At 68.0% G+C, this 21,022-nt stretch carries 20 protein-coding genes and 1 pseudogene; 14 read left to right on the plus strand and 7 right to left on the minus strand.

The window, feature by feature from the left end; translation table 11 throughout:
• The first annotated feature begins 145 nt into the window (after positions 1 to 145).
• Complete coding sequence (locus tag B3I25_RS00255) at positions 146 to 1,000, plus strand: phosphatase PAP2 family protein (RefSeq protein WP_286737405.1); 855 nt, start codon at positions 146 to 148, stop codon at positions 998 to 1,000.
• Positions 1,001 to 1,147: 147 nt separating this feature from the next.
• Here B3I25_RS00255 and B3I25_RS00260 read toward each other — a convergent pair whose 3' ends face one another.
• The 4 genes from B3I25_RS00260 to B3I25_RS00275 all read right to left on the minus strand — a co-directional run bounded on the left by B3I25_RS00260 (position 1,148) and on the right by B3I25_RS00275 (position 5,903).
• Positions 1,148 to 1,558, minus strand: coding sequence for a universal stress protein (locus B3I25_RS00260; protein WP_286737406.1), 411 nt, complete (start codon positions 1,556 to 1,558; stop codon positions 1,148 to 1,150).
• 41 nt (positions 1,559 to 1,599) lie between these two features.
• A complete protein-coding gene (locus tag B3I25_RS00265) occupies positions 1,600 to 3,108 on the minus strand; it encodes an APC family permease (protein ID WP_144997555.1) in 1,509 nt (502 codons plus the stop codon).
• Between the two features lie 246 nt (positions 3,109 to 3,354).
• Positions 3,355 to 4,866: a peptide MFS transporter gene (locus tag B3I25_RS00270; protein WP_286737407.1), complete on the minus strand. Its 1,512-nt coding sequence runs from the start codon at positions 4,864 to 4,866 to the stop codon at positions 3,355 to 3,357.
• A gap of 206 nt (positions 4,867 to 5,072) precedes the next feature.
• A complete protein-coding gene (locus B3I25_RS00275; protein WP_144997553.1) occupies positions 5,073 to 5,903 on the minus strand; it encodes an aldo/keto reductase in 831 nt (276 codons plus the stop codon).
• A 142-nt stretch (positions 5,904 to 6,045) separates the two neighbouring features.
• Between B3I25_RS00275 and B3I25_RS00280 the strand changes: the two genes are divergently transcribed.
• Complete coding sequence (locus B3I25_RS00280; RefSeq protein WP_131332081.1) at positions 6,046 to 6,384, plus strand: hypothetical protein; 339 nt, start codon at positions 6,046 to 6,048, stop codon at positions 6,382 to 6,384.
• Positions 6,385 to 6,462: 78 nt separating this feature from the next.
• Here the strand turns inward: B3I25_RS00280 and B3I25_RS00285 are convergent, their stop codons facing one another.
• A complete protein-coding gene (locus B3I25_RS00285) occupies positions 6,463 to 7,155 on the minus strand; it encodes a hypothetical protein (protein ID WP_286737409.1) in 693 nt (230 codons plus the stop codon).
• 43 nt (positions 7,156 to 7,198) lie between these two features.
• On the opposite strand from B3I25_RS00285, the gene B3I25_RS00290 reads away from it, so the two are divergent.
• The 6 genes and pseudogenes from B3I25_RS00290 to B3I25_RS00315 all read left to right on the plus strand — a co-directional run.
• The gene (locus B3I25_RS00290) at positions 7,199 to 8,536 is read left to right on the plus strand and encodes a CynX/NimT family MFS transporter (RefSeq protein WP_206399063.1); all 1,338 of its coding nucleotides are present in this window, start codon (positions 7,199 to 7,201) and stop codon (positions 8,534 to 8,536) included.
• Positions 8,537 to 8,621: 85 nt separating this feature from the next.
• Positions 8,622 to 9,107 (plus strand): MarR family winged helix-turn-helix transcriptional regulator, encoded by a 486-nt coding sequence (locus tag B3I25_RS00295; protein WP_098053845.1) that lies wholly within the window; start codon positions 8,622 to 8,624, stop codon positions 9,105 to 9,107.
• Between the two features lie 29 nt (positions 9,108 to 9,136).
• Entirely contained in the window at positions 9,137 to 11,101 is a 1,965-nt protein-coding gene (locus B3I25_RS00300) for an ABC transporter ATP-binding protein (protein WP_414672674.1), read from the plus strand.
• Positions 11,102 to 11,104: 3 nt separating this feature from the next.
• Entirely contained in the window at positions 11,105 to 11,707 is a 603-nt protein-coding gene (locus tag B3I25_RS00305; RefSeq protein ID WP_286737410.1) for a DUF421 domain-containing protein, read from the plus strand.
• Between the two features lie 531 nt (positions 11,708 to 12,238).
• Entirely contained in the window at positions 12,239 to 12,400 is a 162-nt protein-coding gene (locus B3I25_RS00310) for a hypothetical protein (protein WP_286737514.1), read from the plus strand.
• A pseudogene (locus B3I25_RS00315) lies at positions 12,388 to 12,910 on the plus strand (transposase); the annotation flags it as partial. The gene B3I25_RS00310 and the pseudogene B3I25_RS00315, both read left to right, overlap by 13 nt.
• 94 nt (positions 12,911 to 13,004) lie before the next feature.
• On the opposite strand, the gene B3I25_RS00320 reads toward B3I25_RS00315, so the two are convergent.
• Positions 13,005 to 13,139 (minus strand): hypothetical protein, encoded by a 135-nt coding sequence (locus B3I25_RS00320; RefSeq protein WP_286737411.1) that lies wholly within the window; start codon positions 13,137 to 13,139, stop codon positions 13,005 to 13,007.
• Positions 13,140 to 13,296: 157 nt separating this feature from the next.
• Between B3I25_RS00320 and B3I25_RS00325 the strand changes: the two genes are divergently transcribed.
• From B3I25_RS00325 to B3I25_RS00350, 6 genes are all read left to right on the plus strand, one after another.
• Positions 13,297 to 14,463, plus strand: coding sequence for an ABC transporter ATP-binding protein (locus tag B3I25_RS00325; RefSeq protein WP_286737412.1), 1,167 nt, complete (start codon positions 13,297 to 13,299; stop codon positions 14,461 to 14,463).
• The gene (locus B3I25_RS00330) at positions 14,460 to 15,263 is read left to right on the plus strand and encodes an ABC transporter permease (protein WP_240919029.1); all 804 of its coding nucleotides are present in this window, start codon (positions 14,460 to 14,462) and stop codon (positions 15,261 to 15,263) included. The genes B3I25_RS00325 and B3I25_RS00330 overlap by 4 nt, the downstream gene beginning before the upstream one ends.
• Complete coding sequence (locus B3I25_RS00335; protein WP_064846971.1) at positions 15,260 to 15,937, plus strand: ABC transporter permease; 678 nt, start codon at positions 15,260 to 15,262, stop codon at positions 15,935 to 15,937. Before B3I25_RS00330 ends, B3I25_RS00335 begins: the two co-directional genes overlap by 4 nt.
• Entirely contained in the window at positions 15,934 to 16,920 is a 987-nt protein-coding gene (locus B3I25_RS00340) for an ABC transporter substrate-binding protein (RefSeq protein WP_414672675.1), read from the plus strand. Before B3I25_RS00335 ends, B3I25_RS00340 begins: the two co-directional genes overlap by 4 nt.
• Before the next feature lie 512 nt (positions 16,921 to 17,432).
• Positions 17,433 to 19,397, plus strand: coding sequence for an amylosucrase (locus B3I25_RS00345; protein WP_286737415.1), 1,965 nt, complete (start codon positions 17,433 to 17,435; stop codon positions 19,395 to 19,397).
• A 415-nt stretch (positions 19,398 to 19,812) separates the two neighbouring features.
• Complete coding sequence (locus B3I25_RS00350; protein ID WP_064846957.1) at positions 19,813 to 20,421, plus strand: hypothetical protein; 609 nt, start codon at positions 19,813 to 19,815, stop codon at positions 20,419 to 20,421.
• A gap of 87 nt (positions 20,422 to 20,508) precedes the next feature.
• Here the strand turns inward: B3I25_RS00350 and B3I25_RS00355 are convergent.
• On the minus strand, positions 20,509 to 21,022 hold a 514-nt coding region (locus B3I25_RS00355), incomplete at its 5' end, for a GNAT family N-acetyltransferase (RefSeq protein ID WP_286737416.1).

The following is a 21,022-nucleotide window of genomic DNA, read 5'->3' on the forward strand; positions in this document are numbered from 1 at the left end:
ACCTCGTTCTCAGCCCGCGGGGCACGGTGCGCCCGCGCAGCGACGCCGACCCTGGAACACCCTGGAACTCCGCGTCTGGGACGCCACACCGCGTGCGACACGCCCACTTCAGGAATCGTTGAGTGTCTCGTGTCACCATTGACACATGACCTATCCGGCGCAGCACACTTCCCCCTCGCCGGGCGGGTCCCCGTGGCGGTTGCCGCAGTTGCGTCACCGAGTGGCCGTTCCCTTGGTCACGGTGTTGCTGACGGCAACCCTTGGGCGTCTGGTGGTGTTGTCACCGCAGATCACCCACGGGGAGACCGCGTTGCTCGAGGGGCTCTCCCAGCATCGCAACGTTCTTCTGGACGCGGTGGCCACCGCGGTGCAGTACGCACTGTCCAACGGCGCGGTGATATTGATCATCGCCGCCGTCATCGGGTGGCTGGCCGTCCTCAGACGCCGCCCCCTCGACGCCACCGGGTTCGGCATCACCGCCCTCGCCGGATGGGGTGCCGTGGGTCTGGTCAAGGTGTTCGTGGAGCGGCCGCGTCCCACGTTCCTGAGCGGAGAGGCCCTCGCACCGGTCACCGGCTCCATGTCCTTCCCGTCCTCGCACACGGGTGCGGTCATGGCGATCGCGCTGGCCATGGGTCTCGTGGCCTCCCGCCGTTCCTCGCGGCGTCGGATCGCGTTGCTCGGCACGCTGGCCGTGGTGATCGTCGGGGCCGCCCGCATGTACTCGGGCGCGCATTACCCGTTGGACGTCCTGGCCGCCGTGCCCGTGGCCTGGGCAGGGGTCATGGCCGGGTGCGCCCTGGCCAACAAGGTGGTGCCCGCTCTCGCCTTTGGGTTCTCGTGGCGTCAGGCCGGGATGTCCCAACCCGCACCCGCGACCATGCGCGGCGCCGGCTCCACGACGACAACCGAGCCCGCGCCGTCGTACCGGCCCGCGCGGGGCAGTACCGCTCTGGACGGCGCCGCGCGGCACGACGAGCGGACCGACCGCGCGGCCTGAGCGTCCTTTCCATCACGTACCACCCACGACGGCGGGCCGGACCTTGGGGTCCGGCCCGCCGTTCCACGGGGCGATGGCTGGTGGCTCGCGTGGTCACTCCCCGTCAGGGCCGCTGGCGCGTGACGGGAAACGGTCGACGTCGCTCACTCAGGCGGCGTCGTACCCCGCCTTCACACACAGCACAGGGCACCCGGCCTCGAGCAGCAGCCGCTGCGTGGTGGGGGCCATGATCAACTTGCCCACCGGAGTGCGCCGGCGTGTCCCGATCACGAGCAGAGCGGTCCGGTCGCGATCGGTGGCCTCGAGGATGACGTCCGCCGGATCGGCGTCGTGCGCCACGGGGACCAGTTCGTAGGACACGCCGCTCTCGTCGAGCGCGGCGCGGTCCTCACTCATGGCGGCTTCGGTGTCCTCGGGGCCGGTATGCCGCCCCCAGCGCTTGGCGTGATGGCCCTGGACCACCACGAGGTCCGCCGAACGCAGGGTGGCCTCGGTGATCCCGGCGCGCAGGGCGGCCCGGCCGGCGGGGGTGGGTAAGTATCCGACAACGATGTTCATGACGTCTCCGGGTCCGTGAGCGGGTGGGTGGGGGAGTGGACTCAGCGGTCCACGTCCTCCAGGTTGGCGAGGTCCTCGGGGCGATGGAAGCGGGTGCGGCGACCCGTGAACAGGCGGGCGTACAGGAAGTTCAGCAACCACAGGACCAGGCCCAGGGCGATCAGGACGAGCGCGATCTGGTACTCGATGACGTCCTGCGCCCACGGCCCCAGCAGGAACGCGCACGTGATGGCGCCCAGGTAGGGCAGGACGCGCGGGGCGTGGAAATAGTCGTGACCCTCCTGGGAGTGGTCACGGCGCAGGATCACGGCGGCCACATTGACCACCGTGAACACGGCGAGCAACAGCAACGCGGTGGTGCCGCCCAATGCCGCGGCGGTGCCCTTACCCATCGCGTTGTTCACCAGGATGATGAGCACCATGCCCAGTACGGTGGTGAAGATGATCGCGGCCCAGGGGGTGCGACGCCCGGGGAGCACCTTGCCCAGGAAGCCCGGGATCACGCCCTGCCGCGCCATGCCGTAGAGCAGGCGCGAGGCCATGAGCATGTTGATCAATGCGGTGTTGGCGACCGCGAAGATGGTCAGGAACGGGTAAATGGTGTCGATCGGCAGACCAGGGGCACCGATGCGCACCACGTCCAGCAGCGGGGTCGTGGACTGTCCCAGTTCACCTATGGGCACGATCGCCACCGTGAACACGGACACCAGCACGTAGATCACGCCGGTGATGCACAGGCCCAGCAGCATCACGCGCGGGAAGTTGCGCGTGGGGTCCTTGGTCTCCTCGACCATGTTGACCGAGTCCTCGAAGCCCACGAAGGAGAAGAACGCGAGGGACGTGACGGCGGTCAGGGCCAGAAACATGCCCTTGTCGTCCGAGGTCTCGAAGATCACCGTGCGGCTAAAGTCCGCGCTGCCCTGGGCCGCGGCCCAGAACCCGACCAGGATCACGATCAGCAGGCCGGTGAGTTCGATGCACGTGAGCACCACGTTGAGCTTGACCGATTCGGACACCCCGCGCAGGTTGACCAGCGCGAGGATCGCCAGGAAGGCCACGGCCACGATGGTGATTCCCAGCGGGCCCACGTCCAGGTGGAAACCCTTGGCGAAGTTGGAGGCCACGGTGCTGGATGCCGTGGCGGCGGAGGTCAGTCCCGAGCACAGCACGGCGAACGTCACGAGAAACGTGAGGAAGTGGATCCCGAACGCCTTGTGCGTGTAGAGCGCCGCACCCGAGGCCCCGGGGTACTTGGTCACGAGTTCCAGGTAGGAGAACGCGGTGATCGTGGCCACCACGAACGCGATGAGAATGGGTGCCCACGCGGCGCCGCCGATCTCACCGGCGATGTTGCCGGTCAGCGCGTAGACGCCCGTGCCCAGGATGTCCCCCACGATGAACAGGAGCAACAATCCCGGACCCATGACCCGCTTCAGCTCATGCCCGCCCCCCGAGGACGCGGGTGCCCCGGCGGCGCCGGATGCGCCCGGTGTCCGACTGCTCGCCGTGGATGACGAGGTGACATCCTTCGACGCTGGTGAATCGCTCATGGTTTCCTCCGCGGATCGGCCTCGTGCAGCCGCTGACTGGCACCGGTTTCCGATGACATGGATGTGACCCGCGGCTCATGCGTACAGGTAACCATAAAGGATGCGGTCCGGGTGGTGGGAGCACCGGACGACCCGGCGCGGCGAGCCGTGCCGGGGAAGGGCGCGGGCGACGTCGTCGTCCGGTACGACGACGCGTCCCGCACCCGCCGCTGCGGATACGAGGCGCACGCCCAGGGAAGGGTGAACTCAGCGAATGCCGCGCATCAGCTTCAGGATGGGCTTGGACGCGAGGAGCATCACGACGCCGAGCACGATGGTGATCGCGCCCATGGTGCCGAAGTACCCCACTTCGTTGTCCGCGGAGTAGAACTCCGCGAGCGAGCCCGACAGCGCGGTACCCAGGGCCACGGAGAGGTTGTACAGCGCGATCATCTGTACGGGGAACTTCCGCGGCGCGAGCTTGGTGGCCAGGGACAGGCCCACCAGGGAGAGGAACAGCTCGCCCAGGGTGGCGAAGAACAGCACGAGCACGATCCACCCGATGAACACGGACGGCGTGTGTGCCTGCGTCACGAAGGTGAGGAACGCCACGCCGATCAGCAGCAGCGCCACACCGAACTTCACGGGGGTGCTCGGCTGGCGGGTGCCCAGCTTGGTCCACGCTGCCGCGAACACCATGCCCAGCAGGACGATGAACACAGGGTTGATGGACTGGGTCAGCGAGGGCTTGAAATCGAAGCCCCACAGGTTGAGGTTCAGCCGGGTGTCCGCGTAGATGGCGAGCACGGTGAACTGCTGCTGGAACAGCGAGAAGAATGCCGCGGTGGCAATGAACAGGGGGATGAACGCGATCACCCGGGAGTGCTCGTCCGGGGAGAGCTCCTTGTCACGCAGCATGGTCACGAACAGCGCCACGGCGGAGACCACCACCACGAGGATCACGGCGTTGGAGAGGTTCCCGGGGTTGAGGACGCCGGTGAGCAGCAGCACCACCACGAGCACCACGGCCGCCAGGACGATGCCGATCCACTTGCCGTACTGCGAGCGGGGCAGCGGGTTGGCCACGGTGTGCACCGTGGCGGGCAGACCCTTGCGGGTGAGGGTGTACTGCACCAGGCCGAAGGCCATGAAGATCGCGGCGAGACCGAAGCCCATGTGGAAGCCCCACTTGGCCCACGCGAAGCCGGTGAGCAGGGGGCCGAACAGGCCACCAATGTTCACACCCATGTAGTAGATGGAGAAACCCGCGTCACGGCGGGGGTCGTCACGCTCGTAGAGGGTTCCCACGAGGTTCACGCACGTGGTCTTCAGACCGCCGGAACCCACAGCGATGCACAGCAGGCCGATGGTCAGGCCGAGAACGCTCGGAATCAGGGCCAGGGCGATGTGGCCCGCCATGATGAGCACCGCCGAGGCGAGCATGGTGCGCTCGGAGCCCAGCAGTCGGTCCGCGATCCAGCCGCCCAGGATGGAGCACAGGTACACGGTGCCGCCGTAGGCACCCACGATCCCGGCGGCCACGCCCTTGTCGATGCCCAGACCGCCGTCCGAGACGGCGTAGTACATGTAGTACAGGACCAGGGCCTGCATGCCGTAGAAGGAGAAGCGCTCCCACATCTCCACCGAAAAGAGGTTGGCCAGCATTCCGGGCTGGCCGAAGAAGGTTTTTCTGCCCGCGGGGTTGTGCGGGTCGAGGGCTGGCTGGGGTGTGGCCGCCGCGGTGTGCGCGCGGCTGCCGTCCGGGCTGTTCTGACTCATAACAGTCCATGATGCACCCCCGGGCTGGGTGCCCGGGCCTGCGACGCACCACGGGAACGGCCCCGGGTCCTCCTGCCAGAGTCCCGGGGCCATTGCTCCGCGCCGAACGGCGTGGTCAGCGCGTCAGGCGTGAGCGCCGGACGGGGGCGCCGACGGCGCCGCGTCACCTCGGGTGGGCGGCGGCTGGGCCGTGGGCGGTCACCCGGTCAGTCGTTGAAGTCAGCCGGGTCCGAGCCCAGTCGACCGTCCTCGCGGGTGAGGCCGTTGATCTCCTCGATCTCCTCCGTTGTGAGGGTGACCTGCTGGGCGTCCCAGTTCTGCTGGATGCGCTCCGGGGTTACGGACTTGGGGAACACCACGTTGCCCAGGGCCAGGTGCCACGCGATGATGACCTGCGCGGGGGTGGCGTCGTGGGCGCGGGCGATCTCACCGATGGTCTCGTCCTGCAGCTCCGCCTTGCCCTGGCCCAGCGGGGACCACGCCTCTGTGAGAATGCCGTTGCGGGCATCCATCTCGCGCATGTGCTGCTGGTTGAAGGAGGGGTGCAGCTCGATCTGGTGCACGGCGGGGACCACCCCGGTGTCCACGACATCCTGCAGGGCCTTCTCCGTGAAGTTGGAGACGCCGATGGAGCGCGCCTTGCCGGAGTCCTTGATCTCCTGGAACGCCTTCCAGGTCTCCAGGTACTTGCCTTTCTTCGGCTGCGACCAGTGGATGAGGTAGAGGTCCACGTAGTCCAGGCCGAGGCGTTCGAGGGACGCGTCGATGGCCTGGAGGGCGGAGTCGTGGCCCTGGTTGTCGTTCCACAGCTTGGTGGTCACGAAGAGCTCCTCGCGGGGGATGCCGCTCTTGGCGATCGCGCGACCCACGCCCTCCTCGTTGCCGTAGATCTCGGCGGTGTCGATGTGGCGGAAGCCCACCTGCAGGGCCTTGGCCACCACGTCCTCTGCAACATCGGGCTCCACCTGCCACACGCCGAAGCCGAGCTGCGGGATGGAGTGGCCGTCGTTGAGCTGAAGTGTCTGGTTCTTGGACATTCTGGTGGATCCTTTCTGTGACAACTACTCCCAGTGAACTGCTGCGCCGCGGATCTGACAAGCCGTTAAGTTCTTGGTGAAGTCCCTGGCCGGGGCCGGATCCCGCGCGGGGCGCGGGGGGAAACATGATCAAATAGGGGACATGAAGTTCAACTTCCGGCGCGTCAAATCCCCCGCTTACCTCACGTCCGTGGGTCTCCTGCTCATCGGTCTGCTGTTCGCCCTGGCCTCGGTGGCCGTGGCCGCCTGGATCTTCTTCCTCCTGGGTATCGCCCTGAACGTGGTGACCGTGAGCGTCACGAACGTTCCCGATTCCTCGTCCCGCGCCCGCGGTGCCGGCACCCGGGTGGTCGTGGAGCCCGAGGCGGACACCGAGCAGCACGCGGCGGTCCCGCCCGCCGGATCGTCTCCCGCGGGTTCGTCGTCCCTGCGCCGGGACGAGGAGTGGGTCCGGGACGCACACGAGGGTTCCCGCCAATGACCCTGCCCCGGCAGTGTGCCGTCGTTCCGCAGCACCGGAGCTGATGACGACGGCGCGGTATGGGACCCTGCCCCGCGGTCAGTTCATGGCCGCGGCACGGTAGATCTGCTGCACCGTCAGTTCGGGCAACCGGGTTTCGATCCCCACCGTGTTCTCCGGGTCCGAGCGCAGGTAGCGCACCGGCCCGTGCGATCCCACGGTGAGCTTCTCGGCGTCAGCCAGTGCGTAGACCGCGTCCAGCACGGCGGTGAACGCCGGGCCCTGCGTGGGGTTCACGCGCAGGGTGAGGTGGGCGGTCACGGTGTCCGAGACGCCGTTCTCGTCGAAGGGGGACTCCACGTCCAGCTCGCGTACGATGCCCACACCGTGGCCGATCACCCCCGGCAACCGCGCGGCCAGGTGGCCCCGGGCGCGGGCGAACGCGCCCCGCAGCACCGCGACCCAGGACAGCGCGGCCAGGACGAGCACCACCGCGATGACCCCGAGCCACAACCCATTGCGGGTGTCCGTGTACCGGATGGCGCTGAGCACCACCACGAGCGCGGAGATCAGGGGGATTACGAGCAGCAGGGAGGCCGTGAGCTTCTCGCGCAGGGTGGGCTTGGCGGAGAGGTCGGGATCGGCCCCCGGGGCCCCGGTGCCGGTACCCGCGGAACCGGTCCCTGCGGCCTCGCCCGACCCGGGTGCGCGGCCCAACTGACGCATGGCGGCGGCGTCGAACCCGCGGTCGTCAACGGTCACGGGCGCGGGCCAGGTGTCGTGGGAGTCCATGCCTCCCATTATGGTGGCATGGACGTCCAGGAGAGGTGGCCCCGTGCCCGCAGTCGATCCACGCCCCGAGCGTTCTGTGTCCGCCCGTGCGCCCCGCGCGGGACTGCTGCTGGTCGGCGTGCTCCTGCTCGGGGCCAACCTGCGGGCGGGGATCACCGCGGTGGGCCCGGTGCTGCCGCAGATCGAACACGAGGTGGGATTGAGCGCGTCGCAGGCGTCGCTGCTCGTGAGCCTGCCGCTCGTGGCGTTCGCCGTGATCTCCCCCTTCGCGCCGCGACTCGCGGAGGCATTCCGGCTCGAACGGGTCCTGGGTCTCGCCCTCGTGGTCCTCGCGGCGGGCATCGTGGTCCGCTCGGTTCCCGGGCCCGGGCTGATCTGGGTGGGCACGGGACTGCTGGGCGCGGCGATCGCGGTGCTCAACGTGCTCATCCCGTCCCTGATCAAACGTGACTGGCCGCACCGGATCGGCCCCATGACGGGTGTGTACCAAGCGGTCACGGCGCTGACCGCGGCGCTCGCCTCCGGTGTGGTGGTCCCCATCGCGGACGTCGCCCCGTCCGGCTGGCGGTTCGCGCTCGGGATCTGGGCGGCCGTGGCGATCATCGGCGTGGCCGTCTTCCTGCCGTGGATCCTGGGGGTGGCCTCCCGGGTGGGCTCGGGCACTGCCGCTCCCCGGGCTGCGGCCCCCGGCCCGGCGGCCCCCGATGCGACGGGGCCTGGTTCGCCGACTCCGGGTTCAGGAGCGGACGACGACGCCGCACCGGCGGTTCCCCCGGCCGTCACCGCGTCCGTTGCACGTTCCCGGGCCCGGCTCCCGCTGGGCTCCGCCCTGGCCTGGCAGGTGACCGTGTACATGGGGCTGCAGTCCACCGTCTACTACACGATGGTCACGTGGCTGCCGACGATCCAGATCTCCGACGGCGCTACCCCGGTCCAGGCCGGGTGGTACCACTTCGCGTTCCAGGCGTGCGGACTCGTGGGGACTCTCTTCGCCGGGTTCATGATCCCCCGGCTCCGGGAGCAGTCCGGTCTGGGTGCGGTGTTCGCTGCCTCAGCGGTGATCGGTCTGCTGGGTCTGCTGTTCGTCCCCTCCCTGTCCCTGTTGTGGGCGCTGTTCATCGGGTTCTGCACCGGCGGGGCGATCGTGCTGGCCATGGCCCTGTTCGGGCTGCGCACCACGGACTACCACCGGGCTGCGGCCCTGTCCTCCATGGCGCAGAGCGTGGGGTATCTCTTCGCCGCGCTCGGCCCCGTGATGATCGGGTTGTTGAAGGACGCTTCCGGGTCCTGGACCGCACCGCTGCTCGTGATGGTCGGGGTGGCCGTGGCACAGGGCGTGTTCATCGCCCTCGCGGGGCGGCGTCGCACGCTGGGTGCCTGAGCGGTCGGCGTGGGGCGGGGTCACCCAGGTCCTTAGATACGCGAAATATTTGCTGCGTCAATATATGCTCACTACACTCGTGAGTATGGAAGAGACCAAGTGGCTGTCAGAGGACGAGCGGGAAGCGTGGCTCGCGCTCGTCTCCATCATGTTCCGCCTGCCGGGTGCCGTGGAGGGGCAGTTGCGCAGCGAGGAGGACATGTCACTCGCGGAATACCTGGTGCTCGCCATGCTGTCCGAAGCCCCGGACCACCGGCACAAGATGTCCGCTCTGGCCACGGCCACGAACACGTCCCAGTCCCGGCTCTCGCGAATCGTCGCGCGGATGGAGAAAGACGGGCTGGTCACTCGCGCGGGCCGTCAGGACGACCGCCGCGTGGTGATCGCGGAGATCACCCCCGTGGGACTCGAACGTTTGCGTGAGGCTGCTCCGGCCCACGTGCGTCATGTGCGGGAAATCGTCTTCGACCGACTGGCCCCCGAACAGGTGGGCCAACTCAGTGAGATCGGCCGCGCCCTCAACCGCGGCTCCAATACCCGCGGTGCCATGGGGCTGGACTGCCCCGCGTGATTCCCTGACCCGGGGATACAGTTGCGAGCGTGAGTATGCAGAGCGCCCACATGGCCATGTGGCGGACCATGAAGGGGCAGGAGAACAAGGGCCGCAAGATCAGCGGTGAAACCGTGCGACGCATCATCACGTTCGCGCGTCCCCACCGCCACGCGATCCTGGCGTTCGTCCTGGTGTCGGTGGCCCTGGCCGTTCTGGGTGTGGTCACGCCCGTACTGGCCGGGCGGGTGGTCAATGCGATCACCGGCGGGCACGACGTCTCCGTGGTGGTGTGGCTCGCGGTGGCCATCGCGGCGGTAGCCATCACGGACGCTGGACTGTCCCTGCTGAACAGGTGGCAGTCCTCACGGATCGGTGAAGGGCTCATCTACGATCTGCGCACCGCCGTGTACGACCACGTGCAGACCATGCCGCTCGCCTTCTTCACCCGCACGCGCACCGGGGCTCTCGTGTCCCGGCTGAACACGGACGTGATCGGCGCGCAGCGCGCGTTCGCCGGGACCCTGTCGGGTGTGGTGTCCAACGTGGTGTCCCTGGTGCTGACCGTAGGGGTCATGGTCACCATCTCTTGGCAGGTCACCGCGCTGTCCCTGCTGCTGTTGCCCATCTTCCTGATCCCCGCCCGGGCCATGGGTGGCCGGTTGGCCGCGTTGCAGCGTCGCTCCGCCCAATACAACGCCCAGATGTCCACGCGGATGACCGAGCGGTTCTCCGCCGGTGGCGCCACCCTGGTCAAGCTCTACAGCGATCCCGCGCAGGAATCGCGGGAGTTCGCCGCCCGCGCGAACGACGTCCGGGGAATCGGGATCCGCGCGACCATGTTGCAGACCACGTTCGTCACCGCCCTGACCCTGGTCTCCGCCCTCGCACTGGCGCTCGTGTACGGCGTGGGCGGAGCGCAGGCCCTTCTGGGCCACCTGGACGCGGGCTCGGTCGTGGCCCTGGGCATGCTTCTGACCAGGTTGTATACCCCATTGACCATGTTGGCGAACGCCCACATGGACATCATGAGCGCGGTGGTCAGCTTTGAGCGCGTGTTCGAGGTCCTGGACATCAAGCCCCTCATCACCGAGAGCCCCGAGGCGCGTGCCCTGCCCGAGGGGCCCGTGGCCGTGGAGTTCGATCACGTGCGCTTCTCCTACCCCTCCGCGGACAAGGTCTCGCTCGCGTCCCTCGAGGACGTGGCCGTCCTGGATTCGCGCGGCGGCGAGGAAGTCCTGCACGACATCGACTTCCGGGCGGGACCCGGCCACACCGTGGCCCTTGTGGGGTCCTCCGGGGCCGGGAAGTCCACGATCGCGCAGTTGGTCGCGCGGTTGTACGACGTCGACTCGGGCGCGGTCCGGCTCGGCGGCCAGGACGTGCGGGACACGACCTTCGAATCCCTGCGCCGCTCCGTGGGAATGGTCATGCAGGACGGGCACTTGTTCCACGACACGATCCGCGCGAACCTCGGTGTGGCCCGGGAGGGGGTCACGGACGCCGAGCTGTGGAACGCCCTGGAGCGCGCTCGGTTGCGGCACGTGATCGAATCCCTCCCGGACGGTCTGGACACCGTGGTGGGGGAGCGCGGCTACCGGCTCTCGGGTGGCGAGCGCCAGCGCCTCACGATCGCTCGCTTGCTGTTGGCCCAACCCCGCGTGGTGATCCTGGACGAGGCGACCTCCGCCCTGGATTCCACGAACGAGGCCTACGTGCAGGCGGCACTCGACGAGGCGATGTCCGGGCGCACCGCCGTGGTCATCGCGCACCGGCTGTCCACGATCCGCCAGGCGGACCAGATCCTCGTGATCGAGGCCGGCCGAATCGTGGAGCGCGGTTCCCACGAGGAACTGCTCGCACGCGCTGGCCGCTACGCGGAGCTGCACGCCACGCAGTTCGCGGCGGGCCGCAATGACGACGCCGCTACCCACCTCGATGACTCCGCCCGGCCCAAGGAAGGCGCCGGACCGGCGTCGTCGGCGTCGCTGGAACGCGGCACGGGCCGGGGCTGAGGCGTGCCGTCCTGGGAGGGTCTGGGCGCCGAACTGGGGATCACGTCCGCCCATGCGATCGTGGTGGTGCTCTCCGCGGTGGGGATCTACGTGGCATTCCTCGTCTTTGTGCGGATCTTCGGCCAGCGGGTGCTCACGGCCATGTCCACGTTCGACGTGGTGATCACTGTGATGCTGGGTGCCGTGGCGGGGCGCGTGATCCTGGGGCACCCGCCGACACTCATGAGCGGTGTGCTGGGATTGGGCACCCTGTTCCTGCTGGAAGTGGTGTTCGGCCACCTGGGCACGCGGGCTCGGTGGCAGCGCGTGTTCAATTCACCCGCCCGCCTGCTCATGATCGGTGACCGCGTGGACGAGCACGCCCTGCGTCGCGCCCACATCACGCATTCCGAACTCAACGGGGCACTGCGTCGGGCGGGGGTGCGCTCCTACCGCGAGGTGGCGTGCGTGCTGCACGAACCCGGGGGCGGGATCAGTGTGCTGCGCCGGGGGGTTCCCATCGACCGGCGGATCCTCGCGGACGTGGCCGGGGCGGACCGGATCCCGGAGGAGTTCCTGACCGAGGACATCGGGGACGCGCCACTTGATGCCCCACATGATCGGTGAACTCACTGATGGGAACCCACCCCGGTGGTGCGGGGCGAAGTCCCAGGGATGCTCTATGGCAGGTTCGGTTGGTGGAACCTCGTAGAAAGAGAATGTGTAGAAAGAGAATGTCATGAAATTCAAAAGCCCGATCACAGTTTACTGCAGTGCGTTTGCAGTGATCGGATTGACCATATGCGGATGGTTGCTGATTTCTAAGGGGGTTGTTTTCCCCTTGGCCCTGACTCTGGCGTTTTTCTGTCTAGGGTCTCTCATGACATCCTTTTTCGTCGTTTCCGATGCCGTCTGGGGAAAGCAGATGCGGTGGGATTCGAACGCCTACAGGTCCGGTAGTGCGAGTGAATAGGACGTAGACAAGGATCTCAAGACCGGCCGGCGCATATTTGATCTGCGTTTTCATCATCAGTGCGATACTGGCAATCTGGTTCTTCGTGGTGGGGGGTGTGGTGGGGGTTCACGCGGCGGTGGTCGCATGGACGTCGGGGTCCCCGTGGATGGAGGTTTTGCACTCACCATCCGGAAGAGCTCGACGTGTTCAACGCTATCTTCGCCGCGCTGTGCCTGATCACGTTCTGCCGCCTCGACGTACTTCGCTTCGAAGCCGTCGGGCAGCGACTCGACCCGGATCGGGCGGTCATCGAGTGTCGTGTCGTCGAGGGTGTGATCCGTGGTGGCGTAAGTTCAGCGGGTTAAAGGCCGCCGCGGCGGAAGAGCTGCCCGACGCGGTCCCGGTGATGGACCCGTTCCATGTCGTTCGTCTGGCCGGCGACGCCCTCGACCGGTGCCGGTCTGCTCATCGAGAAGCACACCGCCCGCTTCAACGCCGTGTTCGCGATCGAGGAGCATGTCGAGGTCGAAGCGACCTGGGGCATTTACCAGCGCATTGTCCCCGCCTACCGCGAGCCCGAGAAGAAGAAGGCGAAGCAGATGATGCAAGCGGTGATCCACGCGCTTAGCAGCGGCGTCCCGGCCGCGCTCGTCGATATCCGCAAGTTTGGCCGTATCTTTAGGCAACGCGCCTTCGACGTGCTCGCGTTCTTCGACCGACCAGGCACCAGCAACGGGCCGACAGAGGCGATCAACGGGCGCATTGAGCACCTGGGCGGCTCCGCTTTCGGCGTCGGCAACCTCACCAACTACATCACCGGGAGCCTGCTCGAGGCTGGAGGATTCAGACCACACCTATACCCTCGAATGCGATGAGCCGGCAATCCCGGTGTTCATCCAGACGCGGGACATCATACAAATCTGACACGTGAGCGGCGCGCGTGAGTGCAAAATAAAATGGGTGGGGCATTTACGAGTGTTCCGCCCATCGCTGTGGTCGGGGCTTGGGGGTGCGCGTGGCCGCGCGTTGTCCCCGCTCGCGCAGCTTCTGGTCCAGTTCGGACTCGCTGGTGCTGCCCAGGCGGTTCCGATCCTTGGACGCCATCGCGGACGTCTTCCTCGTGCCTTCCTTCCGGACGGCATGCTTCAGCGGCACTTGTGACGGCTCCACCGGGTGAACCGTCACGAATCTGGAAATGGTCCGCTCACCGATGGTTTTGCGCCGTTAGGATGAAACCACGGCTACGAAGGGATACGGCCCCATGACCGATCTGGCGATCCGCTACCGCGGGGTGAGCAAAGTCTATTCGGACGGTACGGCCGCGGTGGATAACTTGGACCTGGACGTTCCCGCGGGTTCCCTCACGGTGTTCGTGGGCCCATCCGGCTGCGGCAAGACCACGTCCCTGCGGATGCTCAACCGCATGGTGGAGCCCTCCTCGGGGACGGTGGAGGTCAACGGTCAGGACGTCGCGAGCATCCCGGCCGCCAAGCTGCGCCGCTCCATGGGGTACGTGATGCAGCAATCGGGTCTGCTGCCCCACAAGACCGTGGAGGACAACATCGCCACGGTCCCCCGGCTGAACGGGGTGTCCAAACGGGAGTCCCGCGCGCACGCCCGGCAGTTGCTGGGCTCGGTGGGATTGGACGAGTCCCTGGCCACCCGGTACCCGGCGCAGTTGTCCGGAGGTCAGCAACAACGCGTGGGCGTGGCACGTGCCCTGGCCTCGGATCCGCCCATCCTGCTCATGGACGAACCGTTCTCCGCCGTGGACCCCGTGGTGCGCCAGGACCTGCAGAGCGAATTGTTGGACCTGCAGAAGCGGTTGCACCGCACCATCATCTTCGTGACCCACGACATCGACGAGGCGATCCTGCTGGGCAACCGCGTGGCCGTGTTCGCGCGCGGGGGCAGGCTCGCGCAGTACGCGACCCCGGAGGAACTGCTGCGGGCCCCCGCGGACGACTTCGTCGCGGACTTCATCGGCCGTGACCGCGGGTTCCGTTCGCTGAGCTTCGACAACGCCTCCGTGGCACTGCAGCCCGTCACGGTTCTGGTCGTGGACACCGGCGAGCGCTTCCTGGTGGGCCCCTGCAGCGAGGACCCCGCGCCGTGGCAGGCGGCGGGAGCGGCGTCGTCGTCGGACTGGGTGCTCGCGGTGGACGAGCGCCGCCACCCGCTGGGCTGGCTGCCCGTGACGGCGTCCGGAGAACCGGCCGCGCGCGAGGAACTGCGTGTGGGAGGGACCATGTGGCACGACGGCGGGTCGTTGCGCACCGCGCTCGACGCCGCCCTGTCCTCCCCGTCCGGGCAGGCCGTGGCCGTGCACCGCGACGGCTCCGTGGCGGGCGTAGTGCCCGGCGAGGACGTGATGCGCGCGGTCGAAGAGCAGCGCTCGGCGCGCTACGACAGGTCGGAACGCTCGTGAACTGGCTGTCGAACAACTGGTCCACGGTCCTGGACCTCGCTGGCGCGCACCTGATCCAGTCCATCGTGCCCGTGGTCGTGGGCCTGCTGATCAGCGTCCCGCTTGCCCGGTTGGCCACGAGCAGACGCTGGTTGCGTCCGGTGTTCGTCACGGGCTCGTCACTGCTGTACACGATCCCCTCGCTGACCCTGTTCGTGGTCCTGCCGCTGATCCTGGGCACGGGCATCACGTCCGTGGTCAACGTGATCGTGGCGCTGACCCTGTACGTGATCGCAATCCTGGTGCGCTCGTGCGTGGACGCGTTCGAGTCCCTGGACCGAGATGTCCTCCAGGCCGCCACCTCGCTGGGGTACAAACCCGTGCGCCGCTTCTTCGGGGTGGAACTGCCGCTGGCGGTGCCCGTGATGATTGCGGGGCTGCGCGTGGCCACGGTCTCCAACATCTCCATGGTCTCCGTGGGCGCCGTGATCGGCATCCAGTCCCTGGGCACCCTGTTCACGGACGGGCTGCGCCGCTCAATCGTCTCGGAGATCGTGGTGGGCATCGTGGCCACCGTGCTGATCGCGATCGTGCTGGATCAGCTCTTGCGTCTGCTCGGCCATGTCCTGACCCGCTGGCAGCGCACGGGGACCACGACGGCGCGCGAGCGGCGTCGTGCCGGGGCGGCACGGCACGACAGCGCTAACGGCCGAGCCGACCGGCCCGGGGGCGGGGACCCCGAGGGCCGCGATTCCGTGGCCGGTGCGCCCGGCGGCGCGGGCGCCGTCGCCGCGGTGGAAGCCCGGGGTGATTGCGCGTGAACCTGTTCTCGGAAGCCGCGCAGTTCCTGACCGACCCCGCCAACTGGAGCGGAGCCACCGGGATCCCGCAGCGTTTGCTCGAACACGTGGGCTACAGCGTGCTGACCATGGGGATCGCGCTCGCGATCGCCGTGCCCCTGGGCCTGTGGGTGGGCCACACACGCCGCGGCGGCGGCGTGATCGTGGGCCTGGCCGGCGCATTGCGCTCGCTGCCCACCCTGGGTCTGCTGAGCCTGTTCACGCTGCTCATGGGGCTGGGGCTCATGCCCCCCATCCTGGCGCTCGTGTTGCTGGCCATCCCGCCCATCCTTTCGGGCACGTACTCGGGGGTCGCCGCGGTCTCCCCGGCGCTCGTGGACGCCGCCCGTTCCATGGGCATGACCGAGGGTCAGGTACTCACGCGCGTGGAGATCCCCGTGGCGCTGCCGGTGATCCTGGGCGGGATCCGCAATGCCGCGTTGCAGGTGCTCGCGACCGTGACCATCGTGGCGTACATCAACCTGGGCGGTCTGGGCCGCTATCTGATCGACGGGCTCGCGGTGCGCGACTATGCGCGCATGCTCGCGTCCGTGGTACTCGTGGCCGTGCTCGCACTGGCCGCGGATGCAGTACTCGCTCTCGTACAACGCCTGGTGACGTCGCCGGGCCTCAGACTGGCAGGAGATCGACCATGACACCGTCCCCCTCTACGCAGCGCACGCGCGCTGCGCACCGCGCCCTCCGCCCCGCCACGTGGGCGGCCATGACCGCCACGGCCGTGTTCGCCCTCACCGCGTGCGGCGGCGGTTCCGACCCGCTCGCGGAGAACTCGGGCGACGCCGCCTCAGGCGGCTCCTCGGACGCCGTCACCGTGGGCTCTGCGGACTTCCCCGAGTCGCAGGTCATCGCCGAGCTCTACGCCGGGGTGCTGCGGGACGCGGGCGTCACGGTGGAGACCAAGCCGGGCATCGGCGCGCGCGAGGCCTACGTGGGTGCCGTCAAGGACGGTTCCGTGGACGTGGTCCCGGACTACTCCGGGAACCTGTTGCTCTTCGCGGACAAGGACGCCACCGCGGCCTCCGCCGAGGACATCATGAAGGCACTGCCTTCCGCGTTGGAGGGCCAGCAGCTCTCGGTGCTCGACCCCTCCCGCGCGGAGAACAAGGACGCCCTGGTGGTCACACAGGCCACCGCGGAGAAGTACGGTCTGACGTCCATCGAGGACCTCTCCTCGGTGTGCGGGGACCTGATCATGGCTGGCCCGCCGGAGTTCCAGGAACGCGCCTACGGCGTGGACGGGTTGAAGCAGAAGTACGACTGCTCCTTCAAATCCTTCCAGCCCATCAACGACGGCGGTGGCCCCCTCACCGTGCAGGCCCTGACCCAGGACGACGCCCAGGTGGCGGACATCTTCACCACCACCCCGGCCATCCAGGACCAGCACCTCACGGTGCTCGAGGACCCCAAGAACAACTTCATCGCCCAGCAGGTGCTCCCGCTCACCGCCCCGGACCGCTTGCCGCAGAACGCGGTGGACGCGCTGAACGAGTTCTCCACCAAGCTGACCACCCAGGACCTGATCGACCTCAACCGCAAGGTCAGCGGGGACCAGCAGCAGAACCCCGCGGACGCCGCCAAGCAGTGGCTCTCCGACCACGGGTACGAGAAGGCCTCCTGATCCGCGACACCCGCAGCGACGTCGGCCGACGAACCGCCGTCAGGGTCACCTGGTGACGTCCGGAATCCACCCCACGGGGTGGGATCGCCCGGTGCTCCCCGCATGGGGAAGCACCGGGCGTTCGTCATGTTCCGTTCATCCGCGTCCGGCCGAGCGCGTTCTCCACGGCCGTGTGCGCGGTTCTGCACAGGCTTGTCCACACCCGCTGGGGATTCGCGTCATATCGCCCTGACCTGGGGTTTCAGAGGTATCGCCCCACGTGGCCCACCCGGGAACGCGCCATGGTTTCCACACCTGTGGATAACTCTGTGCACAACCTGTGGGGTGAATACGGGGTGCGGGGACGAGTCACGCGGACGTCACCTGAGCGTCGAGTGCAACCGCGCCCGTATCCTGGACGCAACCGGCCCGCGGGAACGCGGAGGCGGTCGATCCGAGCTCGGCATCAAGGGGGATCCCGGGCACCATGACTCCCCACGCACGTGACGTGCGTCAACCGAGGAGGCATTCCCGTGCTGTCCGAACCCTCGATCCCCCGGGACACCACCGATCGCGAACACGTACTCGAATCGGTGCGGGAGCATCTCGCGCTGGATACGCGCGCGACCCCCGAGGAACGCACCGTCTTCCTTGGTCGGCTCAGCCGTCAGCTGGACCGTCTGATCACCTCCTTGCACGCGGTCTACGGACCCGGGCTCGGTATCTGGGACACCGTGACCCGCGCCGTCCTCACCGCGTGGGAGGCCTATGTGCAGCGCCCCCGGGACCTCAAGGACCTGGACCGCCGCCGCGAGGACCAACTGCCGTGGTTCACGTCCCGGGAGACCGTGGGCGGGGTGTGTTACGTGGACCGCTACGGCGGGGACCTCGCGGGGATCCGGGAGAAGATCCCGTACTTCGAAGAACTTGGGCTGACCTACCTGCACCTCATGCCCCTCTACGAGAGCCCCGCCGGCAACTCGGACGGGGGGTACGCGGTGTCCTCCTACCGCCGGGTGGACCCGGAGCTGGGGACCATGGCGGAGCTTGCGGACCTGGCGGCCGAACTGCGGGCCCAGGGGATCGCCCTGGTGCTGGACTTCGTGTTCAACCACACCTCCAACGAGCATGAGTGGGCCCGGGCCGCGGCCGCCGGGGACCCGTTCTACGAACGCTTCTACTGGATGTACTCGGAGCGCACCGTGCCGGACGAGTTCGAGCGCACCGCGCGGGAGATCTTCCCGGATGACCACCCCGGGGTGTTCACGCGCGTGGACAGCACGCCGGCGGGACGGGACGCGAGCCCCTACGACCCGGATCCCCGGTGGGTATGGACCACGTTCCACCGCTTCCAGTGGGACCTCAACTACTCCAACCCACACGTCTTCCACGCCATGGCCGCGGAAATGCTGTTCCTGGCCAACCAGGGGGCCCAGGTGCTGCGCCTGGACGCCGTGGCGTTCATCTGGAAGCAACTCGGCACCTCGTGCGAGTCCCAGCCACAGGTCCACGATCTGCTGCGCGCGTTCAACGCCGTGACGGCCCTGGCCGCCCCGGCCGTGGAGTTCAAGTCGGAGGCGATCGTCCACCCGGACGAGGTCATCCGCTACGTCCACCCGGACCAGTGTGCGCTGTCCTACAACCCCCTGCAGATGGCCCTCACGTGGGAGGCCATGGCCACCCGGGATGTCTCCCTGCTCTCCGCCGCGCTCGCCGAACGTCACGAGACGCCAGCGGGCACCGCGTGGGTCAACTACGTGCGCGGCCATGACGACATCGGGTGGACGTTCTCCGACGACGACGCCGCTCGCCTGGGTGTCGATGGCCACGACCACCGCCGCTTCCTTAACGCCTTCTACACCGGGCGCCACCCCGGTAGCTTCGCGCACGGCGTGGCGTTCCAGGGCAATCCCCGCACGGGCGATTGCCGGATCTGCGGCACCACCGCGTCCCTGTTGGGTCTGGAGACCGAGCCGGGTCCGGCCGTGGACCGGATCCTGCTGGCGCATTCGCTGGCCATGAGCACCGGCGGAGTCCCCCTGCTTTACCTGGGTGACGAGGTGGGTCAGCGCAACGACGTCCATTGGGACGAAAACCCGGACGCCGCGGACGACGCCCGCTGGGTCCATCGCCCGCGCTACCCCCGCGACGACTACGAACGCCGCCACGACCTGTTCTCGGTGCAGGGGCGGATCTTCGGCGGGATCCGGGGGATGATCTCGGTGCGCCGTGCCACCCCGGAGTTCGAGGGCACCGCGCTCATCCCGTTCATCACGCACAACCGCCATGTCCTGGGCTATCAGCGTCCCGGCGAGCACAGCGTGGTGCTGTGCCTGGCGAACTTCAGCGACTGGCCCCAGCTCGTCACGGGTGAGACGCTGAGCGGTTTCCTGCCCTCGGCGACCATGCTGCACGAGAACGAGCGGGTGGACCTGCGCGGGGGGATCCTGGTGGAGGCTCACGGTTTTCGGTGGCTGCGCGTGATTCCCACCTCCTGACACCGCGGAAATCACAGCGTCACATAACTGCCCCCTAAAAGGGGGTAACTCAACGCAGATAAGCGGACAGTGAGCGTTATCCACAACGCTTCTCCACAGGAGTGGATAAGTCACACGACTGTCATTCGACCCGGTTAGCCAGACGCTTGTTCGGTATTTCCCCTGGTCATGCGTCGTTTCCTGCCGTTACCGCGCCTGCCCAGGGTGTGTGCGTCGAAACTGTGTTCGAATTATGCACAGACTTTTCCACCCCTGTGGATAAATTTTCTCCACCTCTTGTGGACGCGTCACACTTCCCCCGGCGGAGTGACGGCTTGTCGTCTTTGCATCAGACTGAGCGTCATAAATTACTCGCGTGTAGTTGGTGTTCGGTGGGACGAACGCCATGGGGGGAAGCACGCACCAAGGGGGAAACATGTCTGTTCGCATCTCCGAGGTCGATTCCACCGACCACGGATTCTCGCTGCTCGTGGAGCAGGACGTGGCGGTCACCGCCCAGGAGTTCGATCTGGCCCTGGGCAGGCCCAGGGGGATGGGCCGATGGTTCGGGATCCACGTCACGTGGCCCACGTCCCCGGACGATCAACTGCACGTGGGCTCGGCGATCGAGTTCGACGCCCCGGTGGGGCCGTTCACGTTCGACTACGTCATGATCGCCGCGGACCGCGTGCCCGGTGAATCGCTCATGCTGCGCACCACCAAGGGGTTCGCGGACATGATCATGGAGTACGCGTGGCAGCCCACGAGCTCGGGGGTGACCGTCCAGCTGCGCGCGGATTTCCGACTGCGCGGGGGGTTGTGGTGGAAGCGCCCGTGGGCCCGGATGATGGCCCGCCGCCGACTTGCCCAGGGGCTGGAACGCATGCGGCGGGATCTGGCCGCGGGGCAGCCGGGGGAGTTGGCAACGTCGTCGACCGAGCATCCCTCTCGCGGCACCGGCCACGGCGTGCGGGCTGCTGCCCACGGCAGGCACGCGGGAACGCACCGCAAGGCCACGGGGCGGCGACGCGCGCAACGCGCGTGAACCGCTTGAAACGCGCTTACTACTGAGAGCTGTGCGGACGCCACCGGGACCAACGGGGGGTGTCCCGCGGCGCCCGTCGGCACCGGATTACGGGCTGAGGCGGCGCTCCATGCGCATGACCGTGACCCGGTAATCCAACCGGGGGACGGTGAAATCCACGGCACCGCGGGGCGTGTAGCCCAGACCCGTGTAGAAACGCTTGAGCACCGGGTTGCCGTCATCGCAGTCCAGGCGGGAGACGCTCCGTCCGGACTCGACGATCACCCGTTCTGCGGTGCGGATCAGCCGGGCACCCGTGCCGGTGCCCGCGAGCGAGCGGTCCACCGCGACCCCGTGGGTGTAACCGGCGGGCTCCGGCTGCTCGCCCCAGATCTCAGGATCCGCCCAGATCACACGGATGCTCGCCAGGATCAGGCCGGGCTGCACCGGGGATTCCACGACCCACCACTCGCCGCGGTCGATCTCGCGGCGCACCTCGGCGGGGTCGAACTCGCCCTCGCGCCACTGGTCGATGCCCCGGCCCTGCAACCACCGCGCCAGACGGTCCCGCAGGTTCACGATGCCTTGCGCGTGCGAAGCCTGCGCGCGCGCGATCTCGAGG

The sequence above is a fragment of the Kocuria sp. UBA1838 genome, from assembly GCF_002338785.1.
GTDB lineage: Bacteria > Actinomycetota > Actinomycetes > Actinomycetales > Micrococcaceae > Kocuria > Kocuria marina.